The sequence below is a fragment of the Mycolicibacterium doricum genome (assembly GCF_010728155.1).
GTDB classification, from domain to species: Bacteria; Actinomycetota; Actinomycetes; order Mycobacteriales; family Mycobacteriaceae; genus Mycobacterium; species Mycobacterium doricum.
Genome location: NZ_AP022605.1, coordinates 1,763,211 through 1,776,062 on the forward strand (window position 1 = coordinate 1,763,211; position 12,852 = coordinate 1,776,062).

The 12,852-nt window shown below is 64.9% G+C and carries 7 protein-coding genes and 3 pseudogenes; 6 read left to right on the forward strand and 4 right to left on the reverse strand.

The window, feature by feature from the left end; all coding sequences use genetic code 11:
* Window positions 1–4: 4 nt before the first annotated feature.
* Window positions 5–1,786 (forward strand): N-acetylglutaminylglutamine amidotransferase, encoded by a 1,782-nt coding sequence (locus G6N07_RS08780; RefSeq protein WP_085191630.1) that lies wholly within the window; start codon window positions 5–7, stop codon window positions 1,784–1,786.
* 192 nt (window positions 1,787–1,978) lie between these two features.
* Here G6N07_RS08780 and G6N07_RS08785 read toward each other — a convergent pair whose 3' ends face one another.
* Window positions 1,979–2,890 carry a S8 family serine peptidase gene (locus G6N07_RS08785; protein ID WP_163784147.1) on the reverse strand — a complete coding sequence of 304 codons (912 nt, stop codon included), beginning with the start codon at window positions 2,888–2,890 and terminating at the stop codon, window positions 1,979–1,981.
* 758 nt (window positions 2,891–3,648) lie between these two features.
* On the opposite strand from G6N07_RS08785, the pseudogene G6N07_RS20255 reads away from it, so the two are divergent.
* Window positions 3,649–3,735, forward strand: a pseudogene (locus tag G6N07_RS20255) (FitA-like ribbon-helix-helix domain-containing protein); the annotation flags it as partial.
* Window positions 3,736–4,110: 375 nt separating this feature from the next.
* Here the strand turns inward: G6N07_RS20255 and istB are convergent.
* Both istB and istA read right to left on the reverse strand, forming a co-directional pair.
* Window positions 4,111–4,907: pseudogene (istB, locus tag G6N07_RS08790) on the reverse strand (IS21-like element helper ATPase IstB).
* 1 nt (window position 4,908) lies between these two features.
* Window positions 4,909–6,531 (reverse strand): annotated as a pseudogene (gene istA / locus G6N07_RS08795) (IS21 family transposase).
* Between the two features lie 596 nt (window positions 6,532–7,127).
* On the opposite strand from istA, the gene G6N07_RS08800 reads away from it, so the two are divergent.
* The 4 genes from G6N07_RS08800 (at window position 7,128) to G6N07_RS08815 (ending at window position 11,631) form a co-directional block, all read left to right on the forward strand.
* Window positions 7,128–8,426 carry an NtaA/DmoA family FMN-dependent monooxygenase gene (locus G6N07_RS08800; protein ID WP_085188792.1) on the forward strand — a complete coding sequence of 433 codons (1,299 nt, stop codon included), beginning with the start codon at window positions 7,128–7,130 and terminating at the stop codon, window positions 8,424–8,426.
* A gap of 30 nt (window positions 8,427–8,456) precedes the next feature.
* Window positions 8,457–9,590: a 3,4-dihydroxy-2-butanone-4-phosphate synthase gene (ribB, locus tag G6N07_RS08805; RefSeq protein ID WP_235849591.1), complete on the forward strand. Its 1,134-nt coding sequence runs from the start codon at window positions 8,457–8,459 to the stop codon at window positions 9,588–9,590.
* Window positions 9,591–9,631: 41 nt separating this feature from the next.
* The gene (locus tag G6N07_RS08810) at window positions 9,632–10,738 is read left to right on the forward strand and encodes an MFS transporter (protein ID WP_235849603.1); all 1,107 of its coding nucleotides are present in this window, start codon (window positions 9,632–9,634) and stop codon (window positions 10,736–10,738) included.
* A gap of 155 nt (window positions 10,739–10,893) precedes the next feature.
* Window positions 10,894–11,631 carry a GntR family transcriptional regulator gene (locus G6N07_RS08815; RefSeq protein WP_263858057.1) on the forward strand — a complete coding sequence of 246 codons (738 nt, stop codon included), beginning with the start codon at window positions 10,894–10,896 and terminating at the stop codon, window positions 11,629–11,631.
* Here the strand turns inward: G6N07_RS08815 and G6N07_RS08820 are convergent.
* Window positions 11,563–12,849: an MFS transporter gene (locus G6N07_RS08820; RefSeq protein WP_085188798.1), complete on the reverse strand. Its 1,287-nt coding sequence runs from the start codon at window positions 12,847–12,849 to the stop codon at window positions 11,563–11,565. The genes G6N07_RS08815 and G6N07_RS08820 overlap by 69 nt on opposite strands.
* Between the last annotated feature and the right edge of the window lie 3 nt (window positions 12,850–12,852).

Below are 12,852 nucleotides of genomic sequence, written 5' to 3' on the forward strand. Positions count from 1 at the left end.
TGCGATGTGCGGCATCTGTGGTGACATCACGTTCGACGGCACGTCGGCTGACCTGTCAGCGGTCAACCGCATGACCGCGGCGATGTCCAGTCGGGGCCCGGACTCCGACGGTGTCGTCGCCTACGGCCGGGTGGCCTTCGGTCACCGGCGCCTGTCGATCATCGATCTGTCGGCCTGCGGTGCACAGCCGATGGTGGACAGCGAACTGGGGCTCACACTGGTCTTCAACGGCTGCATCTACAACTACCATGAGTTGCGCGCCGAATTGCAGTATGCCGGCTACGGCTTCTTCTCGACCGCCGACAGTGAGGTTGTCATAAAGGCCTATCACCGGTGGGGACCCCGGTGCGTCGAGCGGTTCAAGGGCATGTTCGCGTTCGCGATCGCCGACCGCGACACCGGTGTGGTTGCCCTCGCCCGCGACCGGCTGGGCATCAAACCGCTCTACCTGGCCGAGGCAGCGGGTCGGCTCCGCTTCGCCTCCACGATCCGTGCACTGCTTCGGGGCGGTGACGTGGATACCGACATCGACCGGCACGCACTGCACCACTACATGACGTTTCATTCGGTGGTGCCCGCCCCACGCACTATCTACCAGGGCGTCCGGAAGCTGCCGCCGGCCACCGTCCGGGTCATCGCGCCGGACGGCACGCACGAGGACACCGTGTATTGGAACCCGGTGTTCAGCCGTCAACCGGAGCGGTCCTCCTGGTCCGCCCGGGACTGGCAACACGCCGTGCTGGACGCGTTACGCACCGCGGTGGACCGGCGCATGGTCGCCGATGTGCCCGTCGGTGTGCTGCTCTCCGGCGGCATCGACTCCTCGCTCGTCGTCGCCCTGCTGGCCGAGCGGGGCCAAACCGAACTGGAGACCTTCTCGATCGGATTCGACTCTGCCGGCGGCGAATCCGGCGACGAATACCAGTATTCCGATCTGGTTGCCGACACCTTCGGCACCGAGCATCACCGCATCCATATCGACAGCTCAAGGTTGGTTCCCGCGGTCGCCCCCACCATCGCGGCGATGAGCGAACCGATGGTGAGCCATGACTGTGTGGCGTTCTACCTCTTGTCCGAGGAGGTGAGCAAGTCGGTCAAGGTGGTGCAGTCGGGTCAGGGCGCCGACGAGATCCTCGCCGGCTACGACTGGTATCCACCGCTTGCCAGCGTCGCCCGCAACCAGGTGACTGACGCCTACGCGAAAGTGTTCTTCGACCGCACCCACGACGATATCCGAGCGCTCCTCGCACCCGACTTCCACCTCGATCGCGACGTCAGCTACGACTTCGTCGCGGCGCACCAGGAAGCAGCCGGCGCCGACAGCGCGGTCGATGCCGCGCTGCGCCTGGACACGACGGTCATGCTGGTCGACGACCCGGTCAAGCGGGTGGACAACATGACGATGGCCTGGGGACTGGAGGCCCGGGTGCCGTTCCTGGACCACGACTTCGTCGAACTGGCCGCGACTTGTCCCCCCGAACTGAAACTGGCCTCCGGCGGCAAGGGGGTGCTCAAAGACGCGGCCCGCACGCTGTTGCCGGCCGAGGTCATTGACCGCACGAAGGGCTACTTCCCGGTGCCGGGCATCCGCCACCTGCACGGCGAGGTGCTCGACCTGGTGCGAGAATCTTTGACCAACAAGGCCGCTCGCCAGCGCGGCCTTTATCAACCCAAAGCGGTCGAGGTGATGCTCGCCGCGCCCAACGACCAACGGACCACTCTCGGGTCGAACGCGTTGTGGCAGCTCGCGGTACTGGAAATGTGGTTGCAGGCGATGGAGTCCTGATCGGAGGCCGATGGCGTCTCTAGACGGTGGCTCTCAACTGCTGACAGGGCAGCGATTCACGCATCGAGGGCCGCCGTCACCAAGGATCGCCGCGAGTCTGGCGCAGCGTAGCTGTCGAAACGATGATCGCGGCAGGTCACTTGACCGCGCGGTCGGGTGTCCGAGCGCTGATGGATCGTTGCGTCTGAGGTTTCAGGCGGTGACGGCGGCTGCGGCGTCGATGATGCCGGCACCAAGTCGTCGATCTGCGCTGGGGTTGGTCGCGGTGTCCGCGAGTATGGTCATCACCTGTTCGGCGCTGCGCCCCTGGGCGAGCAGCAGCGCGGCGACGCCGGCGACGAGCGGGCTGGCCATCGACGTGCCGGACAGTGTGGCGTATCCATCGGTGCCCTGCGGCCACCCGGTGGTCGGGCCGATCGGAGCGGTGGACAGGATGTCCTGGCCTGGCGCGGCGATGGACCGCAGGTCGCCGGTGTTGGTGAAGCCGGTCGGCTGGCCGTTCTGGTCGCTCGCCACGACAACCATGACCGGTACCCCAATGCGGTACACGCGCTTGCGGTCGCTGTCGTTGCCGGCGGCCCCGACGACAACGACCCCAGCCGCGCCGGCACGGCGGATCGCGGCGTTGATCGGGCCGCCCTTGCTCAGCCGGCCCGCCAGACCGGACTCACCCAGGGACAGATTGATCACGTTCGCTCCGTGCTCGGTGGCCCAGTCGATGCCGGCGGCGATGGTGTCGTCGCTGCCGGCGCCGTTGGCGTCGAGGGCGCGCACCGGCATGATCTTGGCGTCGGGGGCGGCCCCGATGATGCCGATGCCGTTGTTGGCGGCCGCGGCCGCGATGCCTGCCACGTGGGTGCCATGACCATGGGGGTCGGCGGCTTCCGTGCTGTTGGTGAGCACGTCGTAGCCGCCGACCAGCTTGCCCGCCAGATCGGGGTGGGCGGGGTCGACACCGGTGTCGACGATGGCGATCACCTGCCCGCTGCCGGTGGAGTGCTCCCACGCGCCGGGCAGGCGCGCCGCATCGAGCGCCCACTGGTTGACACGCAGCGGGTCGGGTGCGCCCGGTGTGGCCGGCGTCATGGTTTGTGACGTCGACACGATTCGTGGATGGGTAGGGGCCGGCACGCCGACGTTGGTGCATGCAGTCAGCGCCGCGGCGGCAACCAGCCCGAGAATGGCAACGTGAGTACCGATCCGCTCGGGCCTGGAGGGGTCAGCAAATGTCCGCTGGCCGCGCAAGACGAACCGAACGCGGCCATCCTGCCAAGGCGCCATTCCTTGACGACGTGCAGCTTGTGGCCAGTGTGCCGGCTCAGGCATCGCCGCCCCGGCTGGGAGTGCCAAATCATCGGCGATGTCGTGATCGCGCCCGTCCCAGTCAGACGGTCCGTCTCCCGCCGCGAAAACCCGCACGCATCGCATCGTCTCTATCACGGCGTTTGGTGAGCGTGAGGATCTCCGGCACGTCTGTCGATACCGTCCATCTACTTGCCGTGTGACGAACGTCCAACCGCTGCTCGTGCATCCGTCATCGTTTACAAGTGTCAATGGACATACAAGGATCCAACGCGTCGCCCAGCGCAGCGCTCCTCATCGCTGTCCTGAGCGCACGAACCACATAGCGGTGCCGCGCGGCATATCTTTCCGCATCGGCCGAGCAGTGATTGAATTCCGAGGCTGACTAGGCATTGGCGGCATCGAGGACGTGTTCGTGCAAAGTTTCCGAGCTCGCTGTTGATCTTGCTCATGGATTCCGGAGTCACATGATCGCGAATGCGGGAGTCGATGTGGCGGCTCGCTGCGTGTCGGATTGATCGCCTATTTGGGGGGCACCGAGGCGGCCAACTCACGTTGATCATCACTGTGTCGAAGCCGAAGTCCGTGCGATCCTCACCGCGGGATTGGCGGGTGAAGATGTCCCCATGTCGGTGCTGCTGGCCGCGACACTGGCTCCCTATGACGATTCTTTGATCGCGGCCGTCGCCCAGGCCGCCGGCAAGATTGTCGTGACCCGCAACACCCGACACGTAGAACGCTTGGTGTCCGATGCCTGGACCCGTGGAGTTGTCGCTGAGGCGATTGTCTGTCAATGGACAATTGTCGCGGCCAGTCTGGCCGGAGCCCGGGCGGGACTCTCCAAGCATCCCCGGTTTCATGCACACCGCGCTACGTGTGACCGCGGTGTGCTCTCTGGCCTGGAGTCCAGCGACCCCGCGACTCCTTCGACCATGACAGTGATGTGCTCGAACGCCGGCCCTGTCGCTTGCCAGGGTGATGGGACCACCTGGTTGCCAGTGGGATGGGACCACCGTGGCGCGTTATTGAGGATGCTCGTCGGGGTGGTCTGGGTCAAGCCGGCCGCCGCGGGTCCGTTGGCGGTAGGACGGTCCTTCGATGACGAGGGTGTGGGCGGTGGCGGTCAGCCGGTCGATCGCCGATTGGGCCAGCAGGGTGTCGGCGGTCATGGTCAGCCATTCGGCGGGTTCGCGGTTGGAGGTCACGATGGTGGTTTTGGTGCGGTGGCGTTCGACGACGATTTCGTAGAAGTCGCTGGTCTCGGTGGCGTCGAGGGGCCGCAGCGCGAAGTCGTCGATGATGAGGACGTCGGTGGCGGCCAGTCGGCGGATTTCGGTGTCGACGGTGTTGTCGAGGCGGGCGGCGCGCAGCCTGGTGAACAGCTTGTCGGCACGGCCGAACAGGACGGTGTGTTTGCGGCGGATTGCTATGTGTCCCAGGGCTGTTGCTAGGTGGGTCTTGCCGACGCCGACGGGTCCGAGGATGATCGCTGACTGGCCGGCGTCGAGGAATCTCAGTGAGGTGAGGTCGCCGAGTAGGGTGCGGTCATAGCGCAGGTCGTGTTGTGCGGTCCAGGTGTCCAAACGCATGCCCGGGTCGAGTCCGGCTTTGGTGGCTCGTAGTGCGGCTGAACGGGATTCGCGGCGGGACACTTCGTCGGCGAGCAGTGTTTCGAGGAACCGATGTGGCTGAGTTTGTGTTGGCGGGCCAGGGCGGCGCGTTCGGGCAAGGTGTCGGCCAGCGCGCCGAGTTTGAGGGTTTTGAGCAGGCGGGTCAGGTCAGCGCCGACCGGGTCGGCGGGGGCACGGTGGGTGGTCATGTCAGCAGGTCTCCTCGGAATCGGTAACGGGCACTACGGTCAATGATGTTTTGGTGACGTTGAATTCGGATGGGTTGCGGGTGAACCGGGTGGCTGTTTGGCCGACTGCTTGCGGTAGTGTCGGGGCGGTGTTCTCGGTGGCGCGTTGCAGCATGGAGGCGATCTTGTTGACCGAGACGACGTCGAGGTCCAGCGATAAGGAGCATGCTTGTTCGACGCGCTGCGCGCCGCGGCGCACCAGGCCTTGGAGCCGGTAGACGGTGCGCATCCGGGTCCAGGGCAGCGGGTCATCGAGGATGCGTTCGGCGTAGATCCCGATATTGGGGCCGTGCGCCGCGCACGCGGCGATCAACGCCGCCAGGTCCCGCAGCGCGTAACCCGCTTTGTGTTCGGGCAGGTCAGCACGGTCGGTGCTGCGGCCACCGGCCGGCTGGCGAGGATGGACTTTCACCAGCGTGGCGCGGTGATAGAACTTCACCAGCTCACTGTCGGCGCGTACGTCCAACGTGTGCCCGATCCAGCACTCGGGCAGCGAATACAGGGCTTTGGCGACTTCGGCGTGGAAATCGCGGTGTACCTTGACCGCTTTGAACATCGGCACGTCATAGGTCCCCGGCACCGTGAGTAGCGTCGGTTGTTCTTCGGCGGTGAACACCTCCAGGGGACGTGCGCAGGTGGTGCCGTGGATGCGGGTACCGGCAGTGCGCACACCAAGTCATCACAGCCTGCTGCGCCTGTTCGAGACTGGTGAATGTTTCACCGTCCCAGAAGTTTCGGCGCACATACTGCACAGTCCGCTCCACCCGCGGCTTGTCTTTGGGGGAGCGAACCCGGGCCGGGTCGGTGAGGAATCCGGCATGACCGGCGTAGTCGAGCCACCCGCGGGTGAACTGCGGGTTGACCGCATCGGCGGCGGCGATCACCGGCTTGAGATTGTCGGGGATCAGCACCGCGAACACGCCGCCGAAGAATCCCCACGCCGCCTGGCACCCGGCGATCACCGCCGCCAGGGTCTGCGAATACGACAACCACACGAACATGTGCCGGGAATAGACGGCGGTGAAGATCAACGCGTGCACCTTGCGGCGCCGCCCATCAGCAGCATCGGTGAGCATCCCCAGATAGCCGAAATCGATCTGGCATTCCACCCCCCGGATCACCATCAGCGACCCGCACCGTGGTGCCCTTGCGGCCGAAACCGCAACGCTCACTGGCGAATCGGTGCAACGTCCGATACGGAACCACACACCCCTGCCGGGCCAGCAACGTCTCAATCTTGGTGATCGTCAACGGCCGCTGCTCACCATCGCCGGCCACCCAAACTTTGATCTGCTCCTCGAACCCCAACAGCTGCTCCCAGGCGGCGCCGTGACCATCTGGGCGGGCAGGACGCACCGCGTCGGCGACCACCCCCGATCAACCCGTCATCGAGGGCGCTGACATCGCCGTCGCGGCGCAGCCCGGCTGCCTGCGCGGCCTCCACGTAGCGGCGCACCGTTTTGCGGTCCACGCCGCAATGCGCGGCGATCGTGCGGTACCCCGGCTCCGGCGGTAGCCCCGCCACCCCCAGCCACACCCGCAGCACTTCCCTGATCTCGTTCACACTGACCTCCCGAAAAACCATGCCCGCCGCCCTCCGTGACTTGAGCTGTCACAGCGATCGAACGAACAAACGAAGAGACCACCGACGCGACGCGCCGGTGGTCCCATAACTGGCAATCCAGGTGGTCCCATCACCCTGGCAAAATCAGGTCACACTGGTCCCAAGCTCCTGGCAAACGACAGGCCCGTCAGTGTTGTCCAACCGAACATCGTGGAGGTACTTCGGCTGCAATCAGCATGCCTGCCGACGCTGGGACCGCACGAATTTACTGGGCTATCCTCTTCGGCGACAGATGAAGACAGCGACGTCGAGTGGATACCGCAGCGACGGATCAGAGCGCCCAGACCTGACTCGCTCTTTCGCCCCAATAGTGCAAGCTGCTTGCGGTCGAAGTACTCAAGGTTCCCCACATGGGTTACAAGCCGTGGCGCTTACCTTGTACGCACAAGATCACCGTCTCCAAGTGGCAGAGGTCCGTATGCATCCTCGGCGGTGTTTGCCCAAGCGACGCCCACCCACGCTTGGGCCTCCAGCGCAATGTCCGTGGTACGAAGAGGACACCCCGCAGTAACGCTTCGCTGTTTGCCTTGAACCCAGGCAGAGAGAGGAAGTGTGCCTTGACCGAAAAATTCCATCTGGGATGGTTCCTGAACTTCGTCGCTGACGAGTGGAACGGCAATTGGGGTGACGGTGGGCGCGACTTCACCGGCGATTTCTACGTCGATGTGGCCCGTGACTTCGAGCGCGCCAAGTTCGACTACATCCTGATCGAAGACAAGCTAATGGTGTCGACCGCTTTCGGTGGCACGATGGAGCACGACCTCAAACACGGGATCAACCCCAAACACGACCCGGTTCCGCTGGCTGTCCTGATCGCCTCCGCCACGAATCATATCGGCGTCATCCCAACGATGTCGACAAGCTTCTACCCACCCTTCCTGCTGGCCCGGTTGTGCAGCACCATCGACCACATCGCCCGGGGACGGTTCGGCTGGAACGTCGTGACCTCCGGCGAAGACCGTTCTGCCCAGAACTTCGGCATGGACAAGCTCTATGAGCACGATGAGCGCTACGCGATGGCGAGCGAATACATGGAAGTAGTCAGCAGGCTTTGGGAGTCGTGGGAACCGGACGCCATCGAGCGCGATTACGAGACCGGGACGTACGCAAACTTCAAGAAGGTCAACACCATTGACTTCGAAGGCAAGTACTACAAGAGCCGCGGTCCGCTGAATACCGCGCCTTGCCCACAGTACCGGCCCACCATCGCCCAGGCCGGCGCCTCGCCCCCTGGACGCGAGCTGGCCGCACAGCACGCCGACACGATTGTTGCACCGGCCAACGGCGTCGAGGCGATGAAGGCCTACCGCGACGACATCCACGACCGGATGACGGCCAATGGGCGCGACCCCTCCGAGTGCAAGGTGCTTTACCTGGTGTCGCCAATCGTGGCCGACACGCACGAGGAGGCGCTAGCCAAGCGGGACCGGTGGTTCAATACCCCGTCCTACATCGAATACATGTTGGCGGAGATCTCTTCCATCACTGAGATCGACTTTTCACAGTTCGATCTCGATCAGCCGCTGGGAGAGCTGACGACCAACGGCGAGCGGGGCTCGCTGGAGAGTTTCCTGTCGCGAGGCAAGGGCAAGACGCTGCGCGAGATCGTCACTGGCAGCGGCCTCACGGCCAACATCCCGCTGGTCGGCACACCTGCCGAGGTGGCCAAGGAGATGGGCGACCTGATGGAGCAGGTTGGCGGTGACGGCTTCCTCATCACCAGCCCGGTGATGCGACTCAACCGCCGCTACGTCACCGAGATCACTGACGGGCTGGTACCCGAGCTACAGAAGCTAGGCCTGACCCGCTCGGAGTACACCACCACCATGTTGCGAGACACGTTGCGCGAGTTCTGAACCATGACTGTCATCAGCACGCGGTGCCGCGTGCCCATTGCCGACACTGCAGCATCGGCTTCGATCGCCGCTGCAGTCGATGCCCTGCGCGTCGGCAACATGGTGATCGTGGTCGACGCGGAGAATCCCGACGACGACGGCGATCTCACGATCGCCGCCGCGCATGTCACGCCGCAGCGGTTGGCGTTCATGATGCGTCACACAGGTGGCATCCTCTGTGTACCGATGCCTGCGGCCGACTTGGACCGGCTGCACCTGCCGCCCATGGTCGCAATGAGCCAGGACCCGCGAGGCGTGGGATACGCGGTATCAGTGAACGCCAGGACGGGGATCACCACCGGCATCTCCGCGACCGATCGGGCCACGACGATCTCCCTGCTGATCAACCCCGATACCCACCCCAGCGACCTCCGCAGGCCCGGCCACGTGTTCCCATTGCGGGCAGTCGACGGCGGGGTGCTGCGTCGGGCCGGGCACACCGAGGCGGCCGTCGATTTGGTGCGAATGGCCGGGCTGCCGCCCGTCGCGGTGATCGGCGAAGTGGTCGACGATGACGGTTGTGTCGCCCGCGGGCACCGCCTACATGCGTTCGCCGCCACGCACAGGTTACCCGTCGTGACGATGGCCGAGCTGATTGCTTACCGCCGCCGCACCGAGCGCCTGGTGGAGTTCAAGGCCTCCAGTCGACTGCCCACCCGACACGGTGAGTTCCGCGCGCATGGCTTCCGATCCGTGTTCGACGACCGTGAACACATCGCGCTGGTGATGGGGGAGATGCCTGGATTGCACACGTCGCCGACGCTTGTCCGGGTGCAGTTGGAGTGCCTGCTGGGCAATGCGTTCAAGTCGGGACTGTGTGATTGCGGCGCCAAGCTGGATCATTCTCTGGAGATGATCGCTGACGAGGGCACCGGCGTCGTCGTGTATCTGCGCGGGCAGGGTGGTCGGTGCAGCGGGCTGCTGCCCACGTCGGCGCCGAACCCAGAGCAGGACAGGCCCGACGACAGGCGGGACTATGGCGTCGGCGCACAGATTCTCGCCGACCTCGGTGTGCGGCGCATGCGGCTGTTGACGAACAATCCGGTGAAGCGGATCGGACTGGAAGCATATGGTCTCGAAGTCACCGCGACTGAATGCCTACCGCGCAGCTCTGACACCGGCTGATGCGATGGTTTCTGCCCCTTATGGCGGCAGGTGGGGTCGTGATGAGCTTAACCGCGCCTTTGGAAGTGGTGTTCGTCCGGGAGTTCTGGCACACCGGGCTGTTCATCGGCATCTTCATGCTCAGCGCGTCGATCGGCGTGATCGTCGTCGATGTGTTCGGCACCAGGCTCATCCCCGGACTCGACGCCAGGGCCGCGCTCGCCGTGGGGCTCGTGTTGTTCGGGGTCGCGTGCATCGGGATCGGTTTGGCGACCGGGGGCGCCTTGCTGATGGCCTCGCGGGTGATGCAGGGCATCGGCGGCGGGCTGGTTTTCGGCGCCGGGTTACAGGCCGCGGTTCGGGTCCGACCGAGCGCCGACGATGTCGCCCAGTCGGTGGGTCGGTTCAACGCCGCGTTTCTGTTCGGGGGAGCCATCGGCTCGCCAGGCGGATTGTTCGTGGCGGGGTTGATCGACGGTCGGCTCGGCTACCAGACCGCGTTCGTTGGCACGGGCGTATTCGCATTGGTCGTGGCGACCGCCCTAACTGCCGCACTGCCGAGGTTGGCAGCACCGCCGAGGATATCCCCGCCTCGAATCGGTTTGCCGCGTCTCGACAAGACTCCCGGTAGCCGCGCAACGCTCGTGTTGGCGATGAGCGGCGACTTCTTGCGCGGCGGCGTGCTCTTCACCGCGCTTCCGCTGGCTGGCGCCGCCCTGGGGTACTCCACTATGACGATCTCCGTTGCCATAGCGCTGATGTCGGGCGTAGAGATCGTCGCCCTGCTGATCGCCTACCGGTACATCCGCAGCGACGGAATGGTCGCCACTCTGATCGCCTCATTCGCGCTGGGTATGGTGTGCGCGGCGCTGCTTGCTCTTGTGCCGAGCCAGTCGATCTATCTGCTGGCGTCCGCACTGTTCGGTGTCAGCCTGGCGGGAGCCACTGCGACGCTCCCGGTGTTGATAGTGGCCCAGGTGGGCGAATCCTCCACCGGCCTGGCGAGATTCCGGATCTCGGCCGGTATCGGGCTGCTGGCGGGGTCGGTTGGCTGCGCGGTAGTCGGCGCCGAGGTCGGCATTGCCGCACTATTCGGCCTGATCGCCGTCGTACTGTTAGCCAGCGCACAGCTTGCGAGGGTCGTCGGGGCGCCAATGGCCCCAATGTAACTCAGGCGCATCACCCAGGCCCGAGCCCGTTAACAACCATCTGGTGAAGTGGTCGCGGGGTTTTATGGAAGGATTGGACCTTGTCAACAGGTGAACGCGAACTACCCGGGGGCTGGCGTGTGCGGGCCCGCCCCAGTACGGATGTCCGGCCGGAAGTGATCTTTCAACGGCAGCGGCAGAGTCCGGACCGATTGAACAACTCGGCGCGCCGGACCTACGATCTACTCCGCTCGACCCTCGTCACCACTGGCCGGAATATCTGCCTAGGTGAACGGGAGCTCACCGACGCCATGTCGGCTAGCCGCAACACCGTTCGGGCCGTTCTGCAGCAGCTCGCAAAGGAAGGAATGGTCACTCGAGAACCAAAGAACGGTACGCGCGCCACCGGTTCGCTGCTGCTGCGCATCGACGAACTCAGTCCCTTCGACGAGTACATCACCGAACCGTCCACCAGGATCGAGGTTCGAGTACTGGAATGCCAACCGCTTGGCTGTCCGCCGATGGTCCGGGATCGCCTGCGCCTGCCCGCTGGCTGGACCGTGGTGATGATCGAGAGCCTGGTTGTGCAGGACGAGCAACCACTCGGGCTGACGGTCAACTACATCGCCCTCGGCGAAGACGAGGCACCCGACTTTCACGTAGACGAACCGGACGTCCTGCTCATCCTCGAGCGCCAACTCGGGATAAGCATCGGCACCAGCAGCACCACGGTGGGTGCCGTCGGTGCTGACGAGCAGAGCGCTGAACTCCTTGGTGTGGAGGTGGGCGCTCCAATGGTCTGGCTCGAGGACGTCATCGAAGACGACGAAGGGCAGCCGCGGGCGCTATCGCAACTCCGGCTGCGCGGCGACCGGGTTTCCTTCTCGGCCACGGCGTATCGTGGCACCGCTTGACGTGGTGGAGGCTTCGCGCCCCCTTATTAGGCCGCAGTTCATGATTACCGTCGCCGCAAGTGCAGCCAAGCCGACCAAGGCCGACACCAGCATCGCCAGCTGCGGACCGAACAAGCTCGACAACACCCCGAGGATGGCCATGCCCGCCGGCAGCGCCAGACCGATCGTGGTGGTGACGAGTCCGAGAGCAGCGGCGCGTTCATGCGGCCCCACCGCCTGGACCGGCAGGGTCGCCTGTGCGGAGCCGAACAACGCCTGGCCGATCCCAGCCACACTCAGGGCAAGCAGAGCAACGACCACCACCGGGGTGTAGGCGAGTATGGCTAGGCAGCACAGGCACAATGCCACCCCGGCCACATACCCGCTGAACGGACGACGCGCCGGTCGGACCGTCAGCGCCCCGGCAACCAAGAGTTGCACGACGCCTGCAGTCGAGCCGATCACCCCTGCCATCAACGCGTCGGCGCCGAGGTGCTGGGCGATTACGGGTACCAGCGGCATGAACGCAAAGTAGAAGAGATTGCAGATGACGGTGACCAGAAGGATCACTGCCAGCACTCTCGAGCGTCTTAGCAGGCCCCAGTCGGTACTGCGCCCGCCGCCCACCACGATCTCCGGTCTGATGGGGAGCGACCGCGCCGGCACCCGCCGCGTCGAGAGCCAGAGCAGTGGTGCCGAGAAGGCGAGAAGCACCGCTGGAACGGTGAACGCCACACCGAGACCGAAGGCTTGGATGGTAATCCCGCCGATCAGGGGGCCCAGCATCATGGCGCTCGCCGTGGCGGCGACTTCAGTGTTGAGTACCCGGGTCGAGCGCAGCGGCCCACTCATCAGGAACAGCAGTTCGCGCTGCGTGGTCATGTTGACCATCCCGCCGAAGCCGTACGCGAGCATGAACGGGTAGATCATCCAGGTGTGAACGACGCCGCTGCCGACGAGCACCGCCATCAGCGCCGAAACGGGCAGCAGTACGAGTTCGGTGTACAACACCAGTCTCTGGAGCGCGGTATCACGGCGCAAGAAGGACCGGGAGGAGAAGTAAGCGCCTAGTAGCATGGGGGCGAACAAGCCGACGCCGACGAACTGGTTGGCGATCGGCGGGGCACCCAAATGAGTCACCAGGTACGTCCCGAGGAACAACCCGTCCCATCGGGTCAGATGCCACATCCACGAGCTGACCAACAGCCACGGCAACGAACCACCTTGGGAATCAGGCACATT